This is a genomic window from Dyadobacter sp. CY327, from assembly GCF_021390415.1.
GTDB classification, from domain to species: domain Bacteria; phylum Bacteroidota; class Bacteroidia; order Cytophagales; family Spirosomataceae; genus Dyadobacter; species Dyadobacter chenhuakuii.
The window spans coordinates 1,102,816-1,125,065 of sequence record NZ_JAJUXJ010000001.1 but is presented as its reverse complement, the minus strand read 5'-3'; the positions used below and the strand labels follow the sequence as shown (position 1 = coordinate 1,125,065).

Here is a 22,250-nt window from a genome sequence, read left to right as displayed (position 1 = left end):
TTGATTTAGGTATTTATTGGTTTTTTAAAATGATGGTATCGCCGTTCTGCTCTATTTTCATGTCGAGAACCTCAGAAACCGTTTTCAACAGCTCGTCGGCATTCTTTGTTTTGAAATTTCCTGTAATAGTCCGCTCCGCGATCTCTGCATGGGAAAGCTTTACTTTCTGACCGAAATTTTCATCGATCATGGCCAGAATATCCCTTACTGATGTGGAATTAAAAACATAGCGCTGCTCTTTCCAGGTCGCAAATGTGTTGGTATCCTGCTTTTTGGCCAGCTGAACAGCTCCGGCTGGATCTACCACTGCCATGTCGCCTGGTTCCATCATGACTTCTTTACGCTCGTTGTTCTGAGAATAGTCAATGCGGACGCTGCCACTTTTTAAAGCTACTTTGGTTCCCCGCGGACGGGCAAACACCGAGAATGTTGTCCCGAGCACTTCCACTTGAAAATCATCTGATGTTTTTACCACAAACCGCTTATCATCAATGGTATGGCTTACTGCAAATTCCGCTTCACCTTCCAGAATTACATTTCTTACCTCGTCGTCAAATCCTAACCGCGGGATTTTCAGCTTTGAGTTTGAGTTTAGCGCAACGCGGCTGCCGTCTTCGAGATATACGTCGGTCGTTTGGCCGTAAGCGGTTTGGTAGGTTTTATACTGCAAGGGTTCGCGAAACCACCAGCCAAATCCCACAACGAATGTAACCGAAGCCGCCATTAACCAGAAACTGTTGGACCTTGCCGAGAAGAAGTTCGGACGAACGTGGCCGACGGATGTTTTGGAAGATTCTTCAACGGGCTCCGTTTCCAGGCGATGCAGCAGGGATTTGATTGCGGCGTCCTGATCCGGAACAAATTGCGGGCTTTTCGTTTCATATTCCATCAGCCATTGACTGAATGTCTCCTCATTATCTTTTTCCCGTATCCAATCTTCTACAAGCTGCCGTTCCAGCGGATTGGCGCGACCCGCCAAATACTCGAACAGCGTGTATTTTGATATAATTTTTTTCATCATGTTTTTAGTTTCGAAATAGTTGTCACGGTCCTTTTGACACATGACATTCAGGTTTTAAATGAAGCTTACCAGCATTAATCCCGCAGAAATCATCCATTCGCCTCGCAGGGCCAGCCGAAGGTGTTTCAAAGCTTTTGAAATGTGCACTTCCACCGTCTTGGGCGAAATATGAAGCTCAGCAGCGATTTCGTGGTATTTTTTATTCTCAAAGCGACTCAGTAAAAACACTTTCTGACATTGCATCGGCAGGCGCGCAATTACTTCATTCACTTTCAGAAAAAGGTTGTTATAATGGATTTCAGCGTCAGGCTGCTGATGGTAAGTTGAAATGGTGTTTTCTTCACTCGCTTCCAGGGAGGCCATTTTTCCGAACTCTCTACGCATATACGTATAGCATTCATTCCGCACACACCGGAAAAGATAGCTTGTATAGGATGATGTAATGTTCTCGTAAGCCCGTGTCCGGTAGAACTGGAAAAACACTTCACTTACCAGGTCTTCCGCGATTTGCTTGGAGTAGACAAACCGCACTGCGTGACTGCAAAGCGGGTTGTAATAGCGCCTGAACAATAGTTCAAGTCCTTTCCCAGGATCCTGTTCAAAAGTTGCCTTTAAAAAAACGGCAGAATCGATTTCATTGACATTACTCTTCCCTTCTTGTAAAGGAGACACGAATGTACTTGTGCGCTTTGGTTCCGGGTTAAGCAAAGGGTCGTGCATTGAGTCTTTATTTTATGTAATAATTAAAAGACTTTATTGCACTCGAATTCCCTTAGTCTGAATTAGAAAAAACTAAAACTTTTTTTAATTATATCGTTTGCAGCCTCAGGGCAATAAAAAAACCGCCACGGTGAGGTGGCGGTTTGCAATATACTTTCGTAAGATTATAAATTCTTGGCTTTCATTTCCTTCACTGCGTGGTCAACGGCACGTGCGGACAAGGCCATATAAGTAAGCGACGGATTTTGTGTAGACGTCGAAGTCATACAAGCGCCATCGGTTACGAACACATTTTTGCAGGCATGCAACTGGTTAAATTTGTTCAGCATGGACGTTTTCGGGTCCTTACCCATTCGTACACCGCCCATTTCATGAATGTCATTCCCCGGATTTCTGTGTCCGTCATGTGATTTTACATTCTTAAAACCAGCTTGCGTAAACATCTCGCTAACCTGCTCAATGTAATCCTTGATCATTTTCTCATCATTATCGTCATACCCAACCGAAATTTTAAGCTGGGGCATGCCGAAAGGATCTTTCATCGTCTCATCCAGCGCTACGTAATTGCTTTCTTTTGGAATGGTTTCACCCATCATGTGTGATCCCACGCTCCAATTGCCATATTTTGTAGCCAGAAGTCCCGCTTTCAACGACTCGCCCATTCCGTCCCGATCGTTATAGGTCTGGCGGTTCGCTCCAAAGCCGGCTGCATAGCCTCTCAGGAAATCGGTTTCCTGCTTGTAAACATTACGGAACCTTGGAATGTAGCCGCTGTTCGGGCGTCGTCCCTCGGTGGTTGAATCCAGGAAGCCTTCATACTCGCCGGAAATGCTCGCGCGATAATTGTGGAAGGCTACGTATTTTCCCAGCACACCGCTATCATTGCCCAGGCCATTCGGAAAGCGTGATGATATGGAGTTTAATAAAATAAGATTGCTGTTCAATGCGGCTGCATTTACAAAAATAATATCCGCATAAAAATCCATCGTTTCCTTGGTGTTGGCATCGATAACCCGAACGCCGCTCGCCTTTTGCTTCTTGTCGTCATAAATAATCGAATGCACGACAGAATGCGGGCGCAATGTCATATTCCCGGTTTTCATAGCCCAGGGAATGGTGGACGAGTTGCTGCTGAAATAGCCTCCGAACGGACATCCCCGCTCACAAATGGTCCTATGCTGACATTTCGCGCGTCCCTGATCGAGGTGGATCTGCTGCGAGTCGGTAATGTGCGCCGCGCGGCCGATAATAATGTGGCGGTCTTTGTATTGTTTTGAAACCGATTCCTTGAAATATTTCTCAACACAGTTCAGATCGTGCGGAGCCAGGAACTCACCATCCGGCAATGTATCGATGCCGTCTTTGTTTCCGGTTATGCCGGCAAATTTCTCCACGTGGCTGTACCAGGGTGCAATGTCGTCGTAACCGATCGGCCATTCAACGGCGAACTTGTCACGTGCCGGTCCTTCGAAATCATACTTGCTCCAACGCTGCGTCTGGCGAGCCCATAGCAGCGATTTGCCACCAACCTGGTAACCACGGATCCAGTCAAATGGCTTTTCCTGCACATATGGATGCTCATTATCTTTGGCAAAAAAGTGCGCAGACGATTCCTTGAAGTTATAGCATCTGCTGGCAATGGGATTTGCATCGGTAACCTCTTTCGGGAGCCTTTCGCGGTGCTCAAACTCCCAAGGCATCATATTCGTGGTAGGATAATCCTTAATGTGCTGCACATCGCGGCCGCGTTCCAGCACCAGTGTTTTCAAACCTTTTTCAGTCAGCTCCTTCGCCGACCAGCCGCCGCTGATTCCTGAGCCAATTACGATGGCATCATAAGTGCGGGCTTTTTTACTGTCAATATTAAAATTCGCCATAATTTTTTTGTGAGATAGGAAGGGAACTCCTAGCCTTTTGTAACCGGAACGCAGCCGTGGTAACGTGCCGGGATCATTTCATAATGGGTCAGGTTGGTCATCACATATTCGGACGACATATATCCCTGGATGGTCAGGTTTTTAACCATTCCTAAAAACGCTTTCTGGCTCGCGTCACTGCCTTTGTCCATGTCCTGCAAAAGCTGCATCCGCTGATCTTTGCCTGCGTCGGCAAATGATTTACCGAAACGCTGAATGCTTTGCTCGTCCAAATTGGACAGACCGCTTTTCAGGCCTGCCTGCGCTTTACTGTCGTAGCAATCTGTCACCATTTTTTGAACAAAACCACCTACGCCCAGTTCACCCGCTCCCGGCGTGTCTGTTTTTGGAATAATGGTTTCCACCATTCCGGTCAGTATTTTAGACTGGTCGGCTGAAAGCAGTGTGCCTTTTTCCAAAGCGCTTTTGCTCCATCCGGATGCCCATGCAGGCAGCCCCGCCATTGCGCCCATGGCCAGTGCCATGCTTTTAAGCGCTACGCGTCTCTCCATTGTTTTTATGTTTTGAATGTTGTTGTTACGCTGTTGAAAGCTTATTCTTCCAGAAAGTCAAGGTCTCTGCCGTGGGTTTCGGGAATGGTCAGAATGCAGAAAAGGCCTATCGCAAAGCATATGATTCCGACCAGCGCTCCTGAGTTAATGACTGAAAAAGAGTCTTTAAAAGTAGCAAATAATGTTGTCATAAGCACTACGGTCCCGCGCACCATATTGGGCACGGTGGTGGCTGCTGTTGCTCTCAAATTGGTCCCAAACTGCTCAGCACCAATGGTGACGAACATGGCCCAGTAACCAATACCAAACCCCAGCAATCCTGCTACGCCGTAAAATGTTGACACAGATTTGATTCCGGCATACAAATAAACGACGCTCCATATTAACGTAAATATCATCAGATAAAATACAGCCTTCTTACGCGATTCCAGCCAATGACTTAAAAAACCACTGCATAAGTCACCCATAGACAACCCAACGTAACACCACATGATTGATAATCCGGGCTTTACGACTTCTGACAGGCCCAGCGCTTTCCCGAATTCGTTGCTGAATGTGGCCAGGATCCCGATCACAAACCAGGTAGGAAGCCCGATCCCGATGCATTTGAGATAACGGATCAGCCGGTCTTTATTGGTAAAAAGCGCGAAGAAGTTTCCTTTCTCAACATGCTTTTGATTCTTGATATCCTTAAAAATACCGGATTCAAAAACGCCGATCCGCAGCAGCAGCAACGAAATCCCTAGTCCGCCGCCAATGAAATAGGCATAACGCCAATCGAAATATTCTACCGTAAAATAGGCCACTACTGCGCCCAAAAGCCCGATCCCGGCAACCAATGATGTGCCTATGGCGCGTAAATGCTTTGGTAAAATTTCGGAAACCAATGTAATTCCAGCACCCAGCTCACCGGCGAGGCCGATGCCTGCTATAAAACGTAAAAGCTTGTAAGTAGTAGGATCCTGCACGAAACCGCAGGCAATGTTGGCAAGCGAATAAGTAATAATGGAGCCAAAAAGCACGGATAAGCGCCCTTTTTTGTCCCCCAACACACCCCACAGGATGCCGCCCAGCAGCAAACCTGTCATTTGCCAGTTCAGGATGCTGGCACCAGTCAGTGAAATTTCTGTTTCCGAAAGACCGAGTGAGGCAAGGCTGGGCAAGCGTACAATCCCGAAAAGCAGCAGGTCATATATATCAACAAAATATCCAAGGGCAGCGACAATGACGGGGGCACTAAAAAGATGGGAAAAGTCTGATCGCTCAGCAGTAATGGTGGCCATTGTGATTAATATCGGGTTAAGGAGTTGTTATCGTTTCAAATAAATAGCCGGATTTTCACCCGGCTATTGACCATTTATACATCGAAAATTAGGCTGCAAATGTAATTGACAAAATAATATATTACAATTCTAATTTTTGTTTGTCTTTTAAAAGCTGCTGTTTCAATTTCGCATAATCCACGTCCTGAACGGCCACTTTTGTGTCAATCGCCTGCACGGCGGCCGCTGCTGCGCTTTGTCCTAAAATCATGAAAACAGGCTCCATACGGATCGATCCATAGGCAATGTGCGAGCTGGAAAGGCACACCGGAACGAACAAGTTTTCACACTCCTCTTTTTTAGGCACAATAGAAGCATAGGAAATGCTGTAAGGCGATTTTGGGTGCACACCAATGTCCCCTTCGTTCTGCACATAGCCATCTTTTTTCACATAACGCTGCGCATTGTGCGAATCCAGTGCATACGAGCCCATTCCGACTGGTTGCTCTACCGGCGTGATGCCCATTGTATGGTTTTCGTTCATCACTGTTGCCGAGATCATCCGGCGCGCTTCACGCACGTAAATCTGATGCGGCCATCCGCCGTTGTCCTTGAACTCGTCTTTGGGCAAACCCCACTTGCTCATCTCTTTACGCACATCCGCAGGGACGCGGGGATCGTTGGTTAAGAAATACATCAGGCCTTTCTGATACACTTCATGCGCCTTAATGATCTCTTTTCTGCGTTCGTAGGTTGCCTCAGGATAATCATAATTTTCACCAATAAAATCGGTGCTGAATGGGCCGTGGTTGTTTGTATCCGTCTTTTTATTGGGAATCGGGTCGTATTTATCAAATGTTTCGTCCCAACCTGCTTTGTAAACCCTGGCCAGTAATTCGTAATTGGCAACGTCATAACCTTCCGGTTTTTCGAACGGAATGCGGTTATCAGGATTTGACGAAAGGCACATACGGAAGCAGTAAGCCTGGATCTTTTTATCGCCCGAGCCGTTTTCCGCAATCGGCTCGTCGCTGATGTACGGCAACATGCCGCTTTTCGGGTCGCCTTCCACTTTGTAAGGGCTGATGTTTTTCTTGAAATAATGTCCGTGCTGAAAAACGCCCGCCTGCACACCATTCCATTTTTCATTGTAAACGCTGTTTGCCTCACGTCCCACGTGGTATTTTACGCCCGCCGAAGCCATAAGATCGCCTTCGTAAGTAGCGTCAATGAACATTTTGCCTGCGAATGTTTTACCTGAAAGTGTTTTGATTGAAACAATTTTTCCGTCTTTCTTCTCTACACCTTTATCCCTGTCCAGCCATTCGTCGCGGTAGATTTTAATGTTGTTTTCTTTTACAAAATCCTCAAAAACCTGCTCAGCAGCATGCGGCTCGAAAATCCACATGGTGCGCTCAGCTCCGTCCATAGCAGGAGTTCCCTGGCCTTTGTTGCCATATTCGTCCTTTTTCTGCCATTTCCAGGCTTCGGGCTTGTCGTAATGCTGGTATAACCTGTGGTAAAATTCCCTTGCAAGTCCCCCGATCACGGATTTGTTACCGGTATCCGTGAATCCCAGGCCGCCCGCAGAAAGTCCGCCCAAATGCTTATCCGGCGAAACCACGAGCACTGTTTTCCCAGACTTAATCACCTGAACAGCAGCTGTAACCGCCGCGGAAGTTCCTCCATAAATGATCACGTCCGCGGTAAGGGCGTCTTTTGCTTCTTCATTCTTCTTTTCAGAGCATGAAGGGCTGGCGGCGATTAAAAAAAATGCAATCAGATAAATCAAATACTTATTCATTTTCATCAATTGTTGGTTGGGAATAGGAAAAATCAGTAACCTGGATTTTGGTCTTTGGCAGGGTCAAGTGCCTTGTTATAAAGCAATTCTGAATTCGGGATCGGCCACATCATATGCTTGTCGGCAATGTCGATGTTCTTCACTTCCTTGATACGCTTTTTGGCAATGCCCAGGCGTTTCAGGTCGAGCCAGCGCTTGCTTTCGTACATGGTTTCGTAGCCGCGCTCACGCACAACAAGGTCAATAAATGACGTCAATGTTTGTCCTGCGAGTTTGAAATCCACTGGTGACACAGTTTCTGCATTATAGCCGTAAGCCCTGCGATGAACTTTGTTCAGACTTTCCAAGGCTTCGGCCGTTGGCGCGCCATTGGCCCTGGCTGCGGTTTCGGCATGGAAAAGCAATAGATCAGCATAGCGATACCATGGATAGTCATTTCCACCGCCGTCGGTTGCCACTGGATCGCGGAACTTCCGGTACAGGCAGGTGTTCGGGCCAAGGCCTACGTCTACATTATACAGGATGTGGGCTTTACGCAAATCTTTCATATCCCAGGTTTTGATAAAAGAATTGGAAGTTGAATCTGTATACTGTGCATATACGCCGCCCGGGCCATAGTAACGATACGGCCCAATGGCACGGTGCGCGTAGCCGACCAGTCCAAAACCCTGCTGACGTGAGAATTTGAAGTAAAAGATCTCTTCGGGAGTGGATACTACTTCCGGACCATAAATTTTTTGAAAATCTTCCGAAACACTCACAGGCACCAATGAATATTTTCCCGATGCCATCACCTCTTTGGCCCGTTCGCTGGATTCTTTCCATTTTTCCTGATACATGTAGATCTCCGAAAGCAATGTTTTCGCAGCCCATTTCGTAGGACGTCCTACTTCCGACGGCGCATCTGGCAGAAATTGCTCGGCGTTCAATGCATCACTCAAAATCAGATCATACACTTCCTCAATGCTGGCGCGTTTCAGGTCGGTAACCGTCATGTTTGCCTCCGTCCGCAAAGGAACGCCGCCCCAGTTGCGGACCATTGCGAAATAGATCACCGAACGCAGATATTTGGCTTCTGCCACAAACTTGGCAATGTCACCTTCCGAAATTTCTTTCGCTTTCGGCACATTATCGATTACAATGTTGGCATTCCGGATAGACTGGTAAAAGGCATCCCAGATTGCGCCAACACGGTTAATGTTCGTATTGTCCAGCCCCTGGTACAGGCTCACCGGCGTCTGGCTGCCCCTTGAATTTCCATAGTCCGGCAACCCTTCCTGCTGCGCCGGGTAATTGACACTCAGACCATTAGGGCCACGCATAGGACCGTAGATGGCATTCACCGCCGCACGTGCTTCGTCCGGGGTGTTGTAAAAAACTTCCGCAGCCAGTGATTTTGGCTCTTCTTTCAGAACGTCTTCACACGCCATGAGGGAAAGGGCGAGTATTAAACAGATAGCTATATTTTTCATTACAGGTGAATTTTAATGTTTGATAGATCAGAAACCTACGCGCAAGCCGATAGTCGTCGTTTTTGCAGTAGGATAGCTGTAATGGTCAATGCCCATGCGGATCGAGTTGGAGCCGCCATAGGAACTGATTTCAGGATCAAACCAGGAATATTTGGTGAATGTGATCAGGTTTTGTGCGCTTACATAAACCTGCGCACTGGTAAGCCATTTGATGTTTTTCACCGGCACATTGTAGCTCAGCTGAATGTTCTTGAAACGCAGGTAAGATCCGTCTTCTACGAACCGGTTCGAAACCTGCGCTTGCGACACTTTGCCTGTGATCAATGGATATTTGGCATTGGTATTGGTTGGCGTCCAGTGGTTTGCAAACACTTCGCGCGGCATATTCAGGGCCTGACCATAATCCATGGTTTGGTTTACAGAGCTCAGGTTGAAGATATCATTTCCCTGCGTGCCTTGAATAAACACATTCAACTCGAAATTTTTGTAATTCATGCTCGAATTGAGACCGTAAATCAGCTTCGGGTTCGGGTTTCCGATGATGCGTTTGTCGCCAATGTCACGCGTGCCGTTTCCGTTGAAATCTTCGTAAACGATCTTGCCGGTTTCATCATAGCCTTTTTCAATGTATCCGTAAAAAGTCCCGATCGACTCGCCTTCACGCAGCACATTCACATTGTCATTAATCACCGAAATGTCGATTGCCTGGCCCAGAACATCATTGCCGCCATATAATTTCAAGACTTTGTTCTTATTGATAGATGCATTAGCAGACACATTCCACTTGAAAGCGCCGGTAAGCACATTGGCATTGGCCGAGATCTCAAAACCTTTATTCTGCACTTTTCCTACATTATCAATGGTGTAAGTATAGCCCAGTGATGAAGGCAAAGGCACATTATTGAGCAGATCACGCGTATTTTTGATATAATAATCCAATGTCAGCGAGAATCGGTTTTGAAAAAACCCAATGTCCAATCCAATGTCGGACTGCGAAGTAGTTTCCCATTTCAATGGTCCGGCAAGGCGTAAGCCTGGTGCATAGGAAGTTGTTAAGGCGTCTCCAAAAACCACTTTGTTGGACGACAGCTGGTTTAATGTGTAGTACGGATCAATGGCCGTGCTTCCCGTTTCGCCATAACCCACCCGGATTTTCAGGTCCGAAATGAAGGGTATATCTTGGATAAATTTCTCCTCCGACAAACGATACGCAATGGATCCCGAAGGAAAGTAACCCCATTTCTGACGTTCGGTATAACGTGAGGAACCATCCGCACGGAAACTGACCGTTGCCAGGAATTTATCGTTAAAAGAATAATTTAACCGGCCCAGATAAGACAAAAGTGACCATTTGAAATAGCTCGATCTCGGCACACCCTGCGTTGCACCAGCGCCAACATCAAATGACTCCTGGATATCACTCACAAAGCCACTCGCGTTTGTGTTCAGCTCAGTCTGGGTCAGGTCCTGGTAAGTGAAACCGGCCACTGCGGAAATGCTGTGCTTGCCAATTTCTTTTACATAGCTTACCGTATTCTCATTCAACAAGCTGGTGGTCTGAGTGGTGTTAATGGAGGCTGACCCCAGGGAATTCACGAATTTTTTAGTTGTATAAAAGTCGCCGCGGTCATCCGTATTCTCAATCCCGCCCGAGATTTTGATAGAAAGTCCTTCCAGCGGCATGTAAGTAAGCGCTCCGTTGGCAAGCACTTTATTCGAACGAAGGTGATCCGTTTGCTGCTCAATAAAGTTCAGCGGATTAGTGATCACATTGGAACCCCAGGAATAAACCGTGGCCAAATTGGAATAACCACCTTCGGGCAAACGTGCATCCACAGTCGGGTAACCCGAAAGCATAGCCGAAATCAGCGAGTTACCCCTGTTTCCACCGCCTGAATTCTTGCGATCCGTGTCGATGCGGGTCAAAATTGTATTGATATCGAACTTAAACTTTTTGCTGAAATCGGTGCTCAGATTGGCCCGGATGGAGTTACGCACATAGTCGCTTCCAATAATGATACCGCCCTGATTGAAGTTGCTTCCTGAAACCGAGAAGCGTGTTTTCTCATTTCCGCCGTTTACCGAAACCGAGTGGTTTTGAATGGCAGCTGTCCGGAGTGTCAGATCCTGCCAGTCGGTTCCTTTGCCGAAACCATTGATTTCATCTTGTGTAAAATGCGGTGCAAGTCCGTCATTAGCAGCTTGTTCGTTGTAGAATTGTGCATATTCATTGGCATTCATCATTTCAATTTTCTTCCTCGGCTTTTGAAAACCTACATAACTGTCCAGGTCCACGCTGATCCTGCCTGACTTTCCCTTTTTGGTCGTGATCAAGACAACGCCATTCGCCCCTCTCGAACCATAAATGGCTGTGGCAGAAGCGTCTTTCAGGATTTCAATGGATTCAACATCGGCATTGTTCAGCAATGTCGGGCTGGTAGAATAAGGAAAGCCATCCACCACATAAAGTGGCTCGTTACCGCCCTGAACCGAGTTTGTTCCCCGGATCCGTACGCTGATAGGACTTCCCGGTGCGCCTGTGTTCTGCGAAATCTGCACACCTGTCGCGCGTCCGGCCAGTGATTGCATGAGGTTTGTTGCCGGGTAAGCATTCAATTCCGTGGATTTGATTGAAGCAACCGATCCGGTCAAATCAGACTTTTTAACAACTCCATAACCCACCACCACCAGTTCGCTCAGTGATTTCACATCAGCTTCAAGCGTAATGTTGATCGTGCTTTGATTTCCGACCGGAATTTCCTTGGTCATATACCCTACAAAACTCAGCACAAGCACTCCATTATCAGGCACATCCAGCGTAAAACCGCCATCGGCGTCGGTTGTTGTGCCGGTTTGCGTTCCCTTCACCACAATGCTTACCCCCGGAAGCGGCGCGTTCATTTCGTCCACCACTTTACCCGTAAGGTTACGCTTGGGAGAAATGCTTTTGGAAGGCAGTTCAGCCGGCGGAAGGGCGTCCTGTCTTTTAAGGATTATTATTTTCCCTGAAACTTCGTATTCAAGCTCCAAGGGCGTCAGTATCTGGTCAAGGACTTCGTATAAAGGCTTTTCGGTCGCGTTAACTGTCACTTTTCTGGCCGATTTGATCAGTTTGGAACTGAACACAAACCGGACATCGGCCTGCTTTTCGACCTGGCCCAGCACTTTTTTTACTTCACTGCCGCTGGCCTTAATCGTAATTTTCTGAGATAGAAGCGACTGCGCGTTGCTGTCGTGGGCTTGGCCGGTTCCAATGAACCATATGGCAAATATCAATTGTGTAGCTGTTATTCGCATCGTCCAAAGTAATACCTGGCGGTATTTAAAGGGTTTTTTCATAGATTTGATTGTTTTGTTATGATTCAAAAGCTGGCAAAACGGTCCCTGCCTCCGCATAGGAGGAAAAATGGCGACAACCAAAAGGGATTATTCGGAGCCGGTGATGCGGGAACATTGCCGGCTCTTTTTTATGGATTATTCTTTCTGTTTTTTAATCGGGTCGTTTAGGTGTTGGATTAAAGTAGAACATTGATTTACAACATATTAATATCAATTCTTACAACCTCTGCTGTGGATCACAACCTGCCCGTCGATGATTTCATAACTGGCTTCCACAGCCTGACAGATAATAAAAAGCTTTTCGTGAAGTGTCTGGTTATCCAGTGTTGCCGTTAGCGGGCAGTCTTTCAGAATTTCTGCATCGTACAGGATTTCAATACCATAAGCCTTGCCAACGGTTGCAAAAACATCGCTCGCAGGCGTGTCTTCGAATTCAAATTGTGGGATTTCAGCCTTAGGAACGACTATTTCGGGTTTCTCGACCAGCGTCTTCACCATTCTCACTTCCTCTCTCGAATAAATGATTTTCTGATTCGGGCTCAGCACAATGCCTTGCAATTCCCTACCCGAAGTTTTTTGCTCAAAATCAGGATCCGACTGCGGAAAAACGGAAACTCGCCCGGTTTTCACCTCCACCGTAACCTCATTCGAATTTCCATATGCCCTAATGGTAAAACTTGTACCCAAAACCTTGGTAACCAAGCCATTGGAATACACAAAAAACGGACGGTCAGCGTCTTTTGTAATATCAAAAAATGCTTCGCCTTCCAGGTAAACTTCGCGCTTGGCAGCCACGAACTTGTTGGCATAACGGATGCGGGCCTTGGCAGACAATGTCACCTTGCTCCCATCGTCTAAAACCACCGTCATAGGCTTCGTAGAAGCGTTCCACTTCTCGGTAATGCTGTCCTTATCCTCTTGAATGGGCTTTTCGAATGTGATCTGCCGAGACTCTTTTTTGGTAGAAAGTGAGTAAATGATCCAACCTGAAATAAGCAGCAATGCAACCGCTGCTGCCATGCGAAACCATGGAAAATGGTAAGTTTTTAGCTGTTTTACAGGCTCGGCAAAAGTGGGATATTTTTCAAAACCGTCTATGCGGCCAATGGTGTTCTTTACGATTTCTGTAATCTCAGGATCGCTTAATTCGGGTTCGTGCAATCGCAACGACAGCACTATACTCTTAGCCTGCTGAATTTTGTCATGGGCATCTGCATTTTTTTCAATCCACGCTTCCCAAAGCTCATCCGTTTCGCGCGTAGGCGACAGGACCCATTGCCTAAAAACGTTATCCCAGACAAAATCTTCAACGGTAAAATCTCTGTAATGATCCATATGAGGCTTGCTTCTAACATACGATAGACACAAAGCGGATCGGGATACCAATAAATTTTAAATTATTTCTAGAAAAATCAATAAAACCGCATTTTCAGTGGCATTATGACCCTTTTTTATATAAATAAATGGATCAAAAAGAAGGTAAGGAATTCAGCTTTCCAATGTTTTTTGAGCTGCTTAATGGCGATTTGGAGGAGGTTGGAAACGGTTTGCGGGGAAACGGACATGATCTCGGAGATCTGCTCCCGGCTCAGCTCCTGGAAAAATTTCAGATAGATCACTTCCTTCTGACGCTTAGGAAGCTCCATCAGCAGTTTTTCGAGCTGGCGCGTGCGCACAAGCGTGGATTCGTTGATAATGTATTGCTGCTCAACAGAAAATTCAAGATCAAATGCTTCATCCGCCTGCTCAGCATTCCCCTCTACCACCCACGACCTGGACGAGACGCTTCTGTGCATAAGGCGGCGCAGTGAAGCCATCAGATAAGGTTTGACAGCAACTTCCGCACTCAGATTCTCCCGTTTTTCCCACAAATGCAAAAACAAATCCTGCACCGAGTCCTTAACAAACTCCTGGTCCTTCGAAAATTTACAGCCGTAACGGAAAAGCACGCGGAAATGTGAAGACATCAATTGCTCAAACGCAGCCACATTCCCCGACAAAAACTGTCGCCAGAGCGCATTGTCATCAGAAGATTGAGGAGGCTGAGAATGTGGTTTCATAACATTGTAAAAGTTGCCACAAGGTTACAAACGCAAGCTTGCTTAATTACAACGATTAGTCAAACTTAATCCAATTTTCATCCTATACCAAAAAATCTTACACCCTGAACATTACTCCACCATCACCCTGACAGATTTCTTCTTGTGCTCCTTATTTTGAAAATACACGATATACATTCCCGACGCCAGCTCCTCGGCAGGGTGGATGAAGATTTTATCAGAAGCCGCTATCTCCGCCGAAATATTCACATCACGCCCCCACATATTGAATAGCCGGAGCGACGATTTATCCACGTTTTCAGCACGTAATGTGATCATTTTCCGAGTTGCCGGATTGGGCGCGACTACAACCTCTCCCGTTTTCAATTCAGATACACCATCACGGATCATTATTTCGTGGATGCGCACCTTACCCTGCCCGTTCCGGAACCGCATTTCAAAGTTGGAAAGTTTATTAGCAGCATATAAAGAATTGCCTGGATATGCGGGACTATTGAGGCTTACTGGTTCATTATCAACCCATAGATCGTAACTCCCCTGCAGGGCGTTGTAGGTGACAGCATGAGACGATGACAATTTGTAAGCCAGTAATTTCTTTGAATTATTCAGGACCCAGGTCAATGTAACCTGCTTCTTTTTGCCTATGACCTTACTGGTATTTTGCGTTGCGAAGTCTTTAATATTGAACCCACCATCTTGAAAATTAAGCGAGAACTTTCCAAACATCAATGCATTGCCCGGAAAGGAATGGTTATCAGGATTAAAATTTTCACCCACATAAAAATACATCGCATTCAGCGCCGCCGACTGCACAGATTCAGCGCTGAGGGTGATCTGGATAAATAATGTTTCCGGGTTCGGCTTAAATGGTGTCGCCCGCAAAACCCTTATAATCCCACCCGTCGCAGAATCCTCCTGCGTCCGCACGAGATCCATATAATTTTTGGAAAATTTAGAAAAAGAAAGCTCCGGAACCGTCTCAACAATATGGCTAAACTGCCCGGAATCAGGATCAGCACGCACATAAGGCCCCGATTTCGAGAAATCCTGGTGAAAATAAATAGTCTGCGCCAATGCACATTGAAACAGCGCCGACCACAAAACAGCTGCCAAAACGCTCAAAAAAGAAATAAAATGTGACGTCATAAAACATGGGTTTTATGTGTTTAGACGTCAGGTCTTAGTAATGGTCACAAAGTATTTTGGGAAATTTTTTATTAGTTGATAAAACGGCCCTTATGCAAGTTTGTAAATGAAGTCGATAATGTTTTCCTGCTTGATTCCCAGGTAGGTCCCATCCGTAAAGTCATCCATAGATAGGACTATTTTAGGATAGTTATCATTGACCCTTAACAAGTTACCGAATTCCCGATCTCTAACTTCATCTGTTGCGATGAGGTAAGCAACCTGGATGTAAAGTTTTTCTCCATTTTTTTCACATATGAAATCTATTTCCCGCCCATTTTCCCATCCGATCCGAACATCGTAGCCAGCCACTTTTAGGTGAATGAAAACAATGTTCTCCAAGATTTTATTAATGTCGCTTTGTCTGAAACCAACAACTGAATGTCGCAGACCCAGATCTTCGAAGTAATATTTTTCACCAATTTCAAACACCTTTTTTCCCACCAAATCCCAACGCTGAACCTTGAAGAGGAAAAAAGCATCTTTCAAGAAGTCCAGATAGTTGATGACAACGCTGGGAGACAGGTTAACTTTTTGCGATTTCAAAAAGTCACTCACTTTTTTCGCCGATACTATGCTGCCGACGTGGTCTGCGAGGAACTGGATAAGATTTTCCAGAAAAGCAACATTTCTGATATTATGTCGCTTAACGACATCCTTGAAAAGAATTGCAGAATAAATGTTTCTTAGGTAATCGTACACTGCCCGTTCCTCGAGCTGAAAGTGTACAAGACCTGGCAAGCCTCCAAATTTGATATAATCATTAAAGCTCTTCGTGCCTTTTTTAAGATTTCGAAAATGCAGAAACTCGCGGTAAGACAATCCAAAGACCTTAATTTCAACGTAGCGACCACTTAGGAATGTAGACAGTTCACCCGATAGAAGCTGTGCATTACTACCCGTAATAAAAATTTCAGCTTCCTTTTTAGCCTGAATGCTTCTCAGACATTTCTCGAACTCGTCTATTTCCTGAATTTCATCAATAAAGAAATAATTATTCTGATCTGTCTGCCTATTATCTTCGAAGTAGGAGTTGAGTGATTTATAGTCTTTTATGAAGTCAAATTCGTAGAGCTCCTTATTAATGTAAATGATGTTTGCGTTCGGATCCAATTGCTTGATTAACTCAATAAGTTGGTAGAGTAAATAACTTTTCCCAACTCTTCGTTGCCCTGTTAAAACCTTTATAAGGCTGACACCTAAAAATGGTTTGACCAAATCAATGTATCGTTCGCGCTTAATGAAATTCATCGTACCATTTAAATATACTTCAAATATACTAATAAATATATTATAGTTTTAAGTGTACTTAAAACTATCTACTCCTTTCAGCCTCCCTGATTTTTGCCAGTTCCCCTGCCATAGCCTTCACTTTTGCGGGATATTCGGTTGCCAGGTTTGTTTTTTCTCCCAGATCTTTGCTTAAATCGTAAAGTTGAGGGGATGCGTTATTTCCGGTTTCTGTGTTTGTCAGTTCCTGGATCGCTTTGCCTTCTCTTGGCTCAATGTATTTCCAGTTTTCCCTGGTGATGGACAATGCTCCGCCTTGTTTGATGAGATACGGCCTGCCGATTTTTGATTTTCCCAGGATGGCATCCATGGTATTGAAACTGTCCGGGGCATCATCGACCTCCATTTTTTGCTGGAAATAATGAGCGAATGATGCGAGCAGATCGATCTGGCAGATCAATGCGTCCGAAACAGTGCCTGGTTTAATCGCCTGCGGCCAGCGCGCGAGCCATGGCACGCGGCTTCCACCTTCAAAAGCGCTATATTTTCCACCTCTTAATACGCCCGCAGGCTTGTGCCCTTGGGCCAGTTCAACAGCCTTATCCGCATAACCATCGTCCAGAACGGGACCATTGTCACTTGAAAAAATAATCAGCGTATTTTCAGTCAACTTCAATTCATCCAGCTTTTTAAGTATTTCGCCTACCGTCCAGTCCATTTGCAGGATCACGTCGCCGCGCAAGCCCATTTGGCTTTTTCCTTTGAACTGGCTGCTTGGCATTCTCGGAACATGGATGTCATTCAATGAGAAATACAGGAAAAATGGGTTCTTTTGGTTTTCCTCCATGAACTGCTCCGCTTTGCTCAAAAACACATGTGCAATTTCCTCATCCGTCCACCGGGTCTGCTTCCCGCCCGTCATCCATCCAATGCGACCAATTCCATTCACTATGGTGTTATTATGCCCGTGATTCGGCGAGGCAGGTAATTTCAAAAGTTCAGGATTTTCCAGTCCCGTGGGCTCATTGCCTATTTTTTTGGAATAGTCCACTGCTATGGGATCCGATTTATCGAGTCCTTGCACATTCTGATTTTCGATAAAAACGGTGGGGACGCGGTCGGAGGTTGCGGGGAAAAAGTAAGCGTAGTCAAAGCCGGTTTCATTGGGGCCTTTGGTAATGGGTTCATTCCAATTGATCTGCTTGTTCTTTTCGCCTAGTCCCAAATGCCACTTTCCAACCGATGCCGTTTTATATCCTGCATTTTGAAAGACTTTCGCCAAAGTGAGCCGGTCAGTAGGAATAATCAGAGACGCATCGCCCGGCAAAACGCCCGTCCCTTTCTGCCGCCAGGGATATTTTCCTGTTAACAATCCAAACCTGGAAGGCGTACAAGTCGCAGAGGTCGTATGCGCATTCGTGAAGCGAACCCCTTCCTTCCCGATCCGGTCAATGCTGGGTGTCGAGATTTTTGTCGCGCCATAACTGCTCAGATCACCATAACCCACGTCATCCGCATAGATGAAAATAACATTGGGTCTTTGCTGTTTTTTCTGAGCGAACAGCAGCCCTTGGCTAAACAGGGTTACCGTTAGAAAAATGGCAAGAATACTTGGGGTCCGGAACAAATGCTTTTTTGTAATATTGGCAATACACATACTATGATAAGTCAATGAATGATCCTTTTTATGAGTTTGACTCGCTGAATAATGCAACGCGATTTGATTTTTTAAGCATTGGCAAGAAAGAAATTCACAAAGCCGTAATTTATAGTCAAACTGCCGATCCTCAAATTTTCTTTCTGAGTCTTGCCAATGTTTTACAAGACGACTCATTGGATTTTGTAACAATCAGTAATAATGGCGATTTAAAAGTTGTAATGGCAACCGTCGTCCAGACATTAATGACATTTCTTGACGTTTATCCGACGGCGATGATCGCTTTTACGGGTAACACGCCTTCTAGATCACGCTTGTATAATATTCTAATAGGTCAGGAGCTCGGTCAAGCATCAGCAAGTTTTAAAATATTCGGTATAAAAGGAGACCACATCGAGTCATTCGCACCTGATAGATGCTATGACAGCTTTCTTGTTATGCTTAAAAATGTTAATATTGAATAAAAAAAATAAATTATGGCAACTACACACAAAGACAAGACTGCAACCGTCACTCCTTTCAAAAAAAAGAATTTAGGACCTTTTGCAACAGAGAAAGAAGCTTCGGATGCGAAAAACGGAGAACTTTGGGAAAGGATTTCTAAAATGAATGTTAAGGAATTTGTTAAAAATCACTGACAGTAATAGACAAAAATAAGACCTGCCAAAGCAAATCTGGCAGGTCTTATTTTTTAATTCAACCTGAGTTACTTCGCCGCAGTTAAGCTTTTTATCAACTCAACTTCATCGTTCTTATAAGGCGTTCCGTCTTTGCGGAAGATGTCGTGGAACCAGAGGTCGGGTTCTTTGGTGTAGGCTTTTTTCCAGCTGTCCCATGGGTAGATCGTTTGCGATTTGCCGTCTACAAGTCCCCAGTTGATGGCGCCAACATTGTACTTCTTGGCGATAGGCAACGATCCTTTGAAGAAGCTGCCATTTCCGCGTGACATATACTCTGTGCAAATCATCGGGCGGCCGTATTGCTGCAACTGCTTGATACGCTTCTCAAAATCTGCTGCGTCTTCGTAATTATGAAAAGTAACAATGTCCGATTGGTCGATCATTACTTTTTCAATTGGCTTCAAAGTCTCATGAGAAGTCCAGTCACCATTCCAGACTCCCGCTGTCAATGGTTGCGAAGGATTCACGGACCGTGCCCAAACGAATGCTTTTGACAGCAATGGGATCACATAATCCACTTTGTTAGGCAATTCAACTTTGCCGTAAGAGCTTGTATTCGGGTTATCCGGCTCATTCCAAATGTCCCAGGCCAGCACCCTGTTATCGTTGGCAAAAGCAGCGACTGTGCCTTTTACATATCTTTCCAAACGCGGATATTGCGTACTGTCTTTCAGTGCATTGAGCCCCGGGCTCTGCACCCAGCCTGAGTTATGGACGCCAGGTTTTGGTGCACGTTGTTTTCCCAGCTTAGGAAACGGGTCCCAGCAGGAATCGAATAATACAAACAATGGCTTTATCTTATGTTTTTCTGCAATGTCCAAAAACACGTCCAACCGCTGTACAAAGCCGGCAGAATCTTCCTGGAACAACAAATCGTGCAGATAAACCCGCATCGTATTCATGCCGATATCAGCTGCCCAGCCAAGTTCCTTATTGATGGTGGCTGTGTCAAAATCGGCCGCCTGGAACATTTCGAGCTGGTTAATGGCGGTGCTGGGCAGGAAATCGGCACCTACCAGCCAGCCTTGTTTAGCATACCATTCGTTTGCCTGCTCCTTGGTCCAAATCTCACGCGTATCCTTTTGCTCCGTTGCGGCGCTTTCCTCTTTCTGCTCTTTTTTCGCGCAGTTTTGAAATGAAAGGCAAATAAGGATCGCCCAGACTGTCGTTTTTAAAAATCTCATTCAGTTAAGGATTTTGTTTATAATTATTTAAAAGACGCGCAGCAGCCTTTTCTACACTTGGCTGCGCATGAAGAATTTCCGGTCAGTTATCTTTTCTACGTTACCAGTCACCTGAAAAGTATGCTATTCAAGCCATACTATTTGCGTAAATGCGCCATTAGCAGCCACATCCCAAACTTCCACGCGCACCCATTTCCTGTTTTTCAAACTTTTGGTAAATGTAAATGACTTCTCTCCAAATGCTTCCGTATCATTCAAATTGATCACATCGTGAAAAACCTCTTTTCCATCCCCAGAAATCACTTCCGCCCGGTTCAATGGAAATGTCCATTTGGCATTTAATTTAATCTCAACATTCCCTTTCGCATCGACTTTTGTGGTTTCTCCGGATGTAACATTGTTCACTGTAAATACCGGCAAAAGCACTTCTCCCGTCGAGACAAAAAACTTACCTTTTTCCATTGCGTCCAGTAAAGATTGCCAGCCGTCTTCAAATTGTGGCATGTGATCGAGCTGCATGTAATTCACATTCAGATGGCCATACAACTCATAATTTGGCTCAATTCTGAACAAATCTGCCTCGGCGATCACATATTTTTTCTGTCCCCAATTGGCCATATCGTCCATCAGGTCCAGGACGCGTTTGCCTAATTTTGGCTGGGATAAATCCGCCGGCATTGCCTTCCAGGCGGCACCCAGGAATCGGTCCGACTTGTAAAAAGCTTCATCTTTATATTTGTCAGGAAAGCCGGTGGAACCTTTTGTTCTTGCGTGGGCAGTCCAGGCGAGGCCTTTTTCCAGTTCCAGCAACTTTAACATTTCCTCCTTATTGCCTATGCGGTAAAGCTTTCCATATTCCGCGTTTTCTTCAACAAATGGCTGGTTTTTCTCCCGCGACATGAGCCAGTAAACAGGTTTTGGGAAAATATTCATCCAATGTCCACCAAAGAAATTGTTCGGCTCCTCACCGGGCAGAAGCAGGAAATTACCATCCGAAAGCCGCTTGCATTCTTCAAACATCATTTTCAGTTCGGGCCAGCGCTTCGCTTCGGGTCCGCGCGGACTTCCCGGGCCGTGAAATTCACCGAGATGAACAATGTTAACGCCTGTGTTGCGGAATGCTTTTACAAAACCGGGCATCTCGGGCATGGGCCTCCGCGTAAGCACCTCATCCACATGCTCCTGGTGAAAGTGGCTGGACATGGTGTAATAGCCGGTCAGCGGTTCATAAGTATCATTATGCGTGAACGCTTTGACCTTTTCGAGCACTTTTCCATCCTTTTCAGCACTTAGCAGGCAGAAGAAATTATATCGCTGCTGTGTTTTGGGCGGCGCATTGAACCATGGAACCCAGCGGCGGTCGCCTAGTAAGTCATGCCGCAGGCCTATGCCAAAACCCGGAAACTGGTTCCGATAATTATTTCCATACCAAATGTGTTCGAGGTTATAAGCATTGTCCAGCGGGTAAAAAAACTGGTGCGGCGCTGGAAAAACGGCCAGACTGCCTTCTTTTCCTTCTCCGATAATGGTACGATATTTCACGGCCATCATATTCACAGTGTCCATCCTGGCAACGGCCCTGCTCCTGACATTATTCTCAGTATCCGACCAAAACAATTTTTCCCAGGGCGTCTGCTGGCTCACCAATCCCGCATCATAAACCACCGCCAGCGAATCGACATCGGTGGCCATGACAGCCGCAACATTCATTAGCGGACTGCCATTATAAAGGGTAAAATTGTATGAACCGGAAAATGGCCCTGCGATGGCGCCGGAGACAATAATTTCGGTTTGAGAACCTGCGGAAACGACCTTCACGCCCGTTTTATCCAGCTTAACCGGATAAGCTTTGTAAGGCAGATAAGCCGTTTTGTCAAAGAAAATATTCCAGCCGTTCTGCGACACAAGATCACGTTTGCCAACCGTCAGGATGACGGCCGGATCCAGGTTCTTAACAATGGTTTTATAAGCATTGTCTCTGCCCATCAGTAGACCGTTGATAATGGGCTGACCTTTGCTAAGATCAATGATAATTTTCCCGGATTCTGCATTGCCTGCGGGCCATTCTATGTGAAGCAAATTGCCTTCATTCGTTACTTTTACTCCTTTCTTTTTATCGAAACCAGCCAAATCAACAGGGATTTGAGCATGGGCACATATTTTGGAAAAGACAAAAAGGAACAACAGGACTTTACGCATAAGACAGAA

At 45.7% G+C, this 22,250-nt stretch carries 17 protein-coding genes; 2 read left to right on the top strand and 15 right to left on the bottom strand.

Going from position 1 to position 22,250, the window contains the following annotated elements:
* Positions 1-13 precede the first annotated feature (13 nt).
* From LZG74_RS04770 to LZG74_RS04710, 13 genes are all read right to left on the bottom strand, one after another.
* Positions 14-1,021, bottom strand: coding sequence for a FecR family protein (locus LZG74_RS04770; RefSeq protein ID WP_233795454.1), 1,008 nt, complete (start codon positions 1,019-1,021; stop codon positions 14-16).
* A gap of 54 nt (positions 1,022-1,075) precedes the next feature.
* Entirely contained in the window at positions 1,076-1,741 is a 666-nt protein-coding gene (locus LZG74_RS04765; protein WP_233795453.1) for an RNA polymerase sigma-70 factor, read from the bottom strand.
* A 164-nt stretch (positions 1,742-1,905) separates the two neighbouring features.
* Positions 1,906-3,618, bottom strand: coding sequence for a GMC oxidoreductase (locus LZG74_RS04760; RefSeq protein WP_233795452.1), 1,713 nt, complete (start codon positions 3,616-3,618; stop codon positions 1,906-1,908).
* A gap of 29 nt (positions 3,619-3,647) precedes the next feature.
* On the bottom strand, positions 3,648-4,169 hold the full coding sequence (locus LZG74_RS04755) for a gluconate 2-dehydrogenase subunit 3 family protein (RefSeq protein WP_233795451.1): 522 nt from the start codon (positions 4,167-4,169) through the stop codon (positions 3,648-3,650).
* Positions 4,170-4,210: 41 nt separating this feature from the next.
* Positions 4,211-5,452, bottom strand: coding sequence for an MFS transporter (locus tag LZG74_RS04750; protein ID WP_233795450.1), 1,242 nt, complete (start codon positions 5,450-5,452; stop codon positions 4,211-4,213).
* A gap of 121 nt (positions 5,453-5,573) precedes the next feature.
* Entirely contained in the window at positions 5,574-7,235 is a 1,662-nt protein-coding gene (locus LZG74_RS04745) for an FAD-dependent oxidoreductase (protein WP_233795449.1), read from the bottom strand.
* 32 nt (positions 7,236-7,267) lie between these two features.
* On the bottom strand, positions 7,268-8,707 hold the full coding sequence (locus LZG74_RS04740) for a RagB/SusD family nutrient uptake outer membrane protein (protein ID WP_233795448.1): 1,440 nt from the start codon (positions 8,705-8,707) through the stop codon (positions 7,268-7,270).
* 27 nt (positions 8,708-8,734) lie between these two features.
* Positions 8,735-12,046 carry a TonB-dependent receptor gene (locus tag LZG74_RS04735; protein ID WP_233795447.1) on the bottom strand — a complete coding sequence of 1,104 codons (3,312 nt, stop codon included), beginning with the start codon at positions 12,044-12,046 and terminating at the stop codon, positions 8,735-8,737.
* A gap of 210 nt (positions 12,047-12,256) precedes the next feature.
* Positions 12,257-13,381: a FecR family protein gene (locus LZG74_RS04730; protein WP_233795446.1), complete on the bottom strand. Its 1,125-nt coding sequence runs from the start codon at positions 13,379-13,381 to the stop codon at positions 12,257-12,259.
* Positions 13,382-13,497: 116 nt separating this feature from the next.
* Entirely contained in the window at positions 13,498-14,106 is a 609-nt protein-coding gene (locus LZG74_RS04725; RefSeq protein ID WP_233795445.1) for an RNA polymerase sigma factor, read from the bottom strand.
* A 111-nt stretch (positions 14,107-14,217) separates the two neighbouring features.
* Entirely contained in the window at positions 14,218-15,252 is a 1,035-nt protein-coding gene (locus LZG74_RS04720; protein ID WP_233795444.1) for a T9SS type A sorting domain-containing protein, read from the bottom strand.
* A gap of 90 nt (positions 15,253-15,342) precedes the next feature.
* Positions 15,343-16,542, bottom strand: coding sequence for an ATP-binding protein (locus tag LZG74_RS04715; RefSeq protein ID WP_233795443.1), 1,200 nt, complete (start codon positions 16,540-16,542; stop codon positions 15,343-15,345).
* A 64-nt stretch (positions 16,543-16,606) separates the two neighbouring features.
* The gene (locus LZG74_RS04710; RefSeq protein ID WP_233795442.1) at positions 16,607-18,193 is read right to left on the bottom strand and encodes an arylsulfatase; all 1,587 of its coding nucleotides are present in this window, start codon (positions 18,191-18,193) and stop codon (positions 16,607-16,609) included.
* Between LZG74_RS04710 and LZG74_RS04705 the strand changes: the two genes are divergently transcribed.
* Together LZG74_RS04705 and LZG74_RS04700 are read left to right on the top strand one after the other, a co-directional pair.
* Positions 18,193-18,642 (top strand): DUF6934 family protein, encoded by a 450-nt coding sequence (locus LZG74_RS04705; protein ID WP_233795441.1) that lies wholly within the window; start codon positions 18,193-18,195, stop codon positions 18,640-18,642. The two genes, LZG74_RS04710 and LZG74_RS04705, sit on opposite strands and share 1 nt — an antisense overlap.
* 12 nt (positions 18,643-18,654) lie before the next feature.
* Positions 18,655-18,816 carry a hypothetical protein gene (locus LZG74_RS04700; RefSeq protein ID WP_233795440.1) on the top strand — a complete coding sequence of 54 codons (162 nt, stop codon included), beginning with the start codon at positions 18,655-18,657 and terminating at the stop codon, positions 18,814-18,816.
* A 68-nt stretch (positions 18,817-18,884) separates the two neighbouring features.
* Here the strand turns inward: LZG74_RS04700 and LZG74_RS04695 are convergent, their stop codons facing one another.
* Both LZG74_RS04695 and LZG74_RS04690 read right to left on the bottom strand, forming a co-directional pair.
* The gene (locus LZG74_RS04695) at positions 18,885-20,042 is read right to left on the bottom strand and encodes a cellulase family glycosylhydrolase (RefSeq protein ID WP_233795439.1); all 1,158 of its coding nucleotides are present in this window, start codon (positions 20,040-20,042) and stop codon (positions 18,885-18,887) included.
* Positions 20,043-20,165: 123 nt separating this feature from the next.
* The gene (locus LZG74_RS04690) at positions 20,166-22,241 is read right to left on the bottom strand and encodes a hypothetical protein (protein WP_233795438.1); all 2,076 of its coding nucleotides are present in this window, start codon (positions 22,239-22,241) and stop codon (positions 20,166-20,168) included.
* Positions 22,242-22,250: the final 9 nt, after the last annotated feature.

Excerpts from the sequence above, each read along its gene's own strand:
- LZG74_RS04765 (WP_233795453.1), bottom strand. The coding sequence starts at position 1,741 with ATGCACGACCCTTTGCTTAACCCGGAACCAAAGCGCACAAGTACATTC.
- LZG74_RS04705 (WP_233795441.1), top strand. The coding sequence starts at position 18,193 with ATGAATGATCCTTTTTATGAGTTTGACTCGCTGAATAATGCAACGCGA.
- LZG74_RS04720 (WP_233795444.1), bottom strand. The coding sequence starts at position 15,252 with ATGACGTCACATTTTATTTCTTTTTTGAGCGTTTTGGCAGCTGTTTTG.
- LZG74_RS04735 (WP_233795447.1), bottom strand. The coding sequence starts at position 12,046 with ATGAAAAAACCCTTTAAATACCGCCAGGTATTACTTTGGACGATGCGA.
- LZG74_RS04700 (WP_233795440.1), top strand. The coding sequence starts at position 18,655 with ATGGCAACTACACACAAAGACAAGACTGCAACCGTCACTCCTTTCAAA.
- LZG74_RS04740 (WP_233795448.1), bottom strand. The coding sequence starts at position 8,707 with ATGAAAAATATAGCTATCTGTTTAATACTCGCCCTTTCCCTCATGGCG.
- LZG74_RS04715 (WP_233795443.1), bottom strand. The coding sequence starts at position 16,542 with ATGAATTTCATTAAGCGCGAACGATACATTGATTTGGTCAAACCATTT.
- LZG74_RS04695 (WP_233795439.1), bottom strand. The coding sequence starts at position 20,042 with ATGAGATTTTTAAAAACGACAGTCTGGGCGATCCTTATTTGCCTTTCA.
- LZG74_RS04750 (WP_233795450.1), bottom strand. The coding sequence starts at position 5,452 with ATGGCCACCATTACTGCTGAGCGATCAGACTTTTCCCATCTTTTTAGT.
- LZG74_RS04730 (WP_233795446.1), bottom strand. The coding sequence starts at position 13,381 with ATGGATCATTACAGAGATTTTACCGTTGAAGATTTTGTCTGGGATAAC.
- LZG74_RS04745 (WP_233795449.1), bottom strand. The coding sequence starts at position 7,235 with ATGAATAAGTATTTGATTTATCTGATTGCATTTTTTTTAATCGCCGCC.
- LZG74_RS04760 (WP_233795452.1), bottom strand. The coding sequence starts at position 3,618 with ATGGCGAATTTTAATATTGACAGTAAAAAAGCCCGCACTTATGATGCC.
- LZG74_RS04725 (WP_233795445.1), bottom strand. The coding sequence starts at position 14,106 with ATGAAACCACATTCTCAGCCTCCTCAATCTTCTGATGACAATGCGCTC.
- LZG74_RS04690 (WP_233795438.1), bottom strand. The coding sequence starts at position 22,241 with ATGCGTAAAGTCCTGTTGTTCCTTTTTGTCTTTTCCAAAATATGTGCC.
- LZG74_RS04755 (WP_233795451.1), bottom strand. The coding sequence starts at position 4,169 with ATGGAGAGACGCGTAGCGCTTAAAAGCATGGCACTGGCCATGGGCGCA.
- LZG74_RS04770 (WP_233795454.1), bottom strand. The coding sequence starts at position 1,021 with ATGATGAAAAAAATTATATCAAAATACACGCTGTTCGAGTATTTGGCG.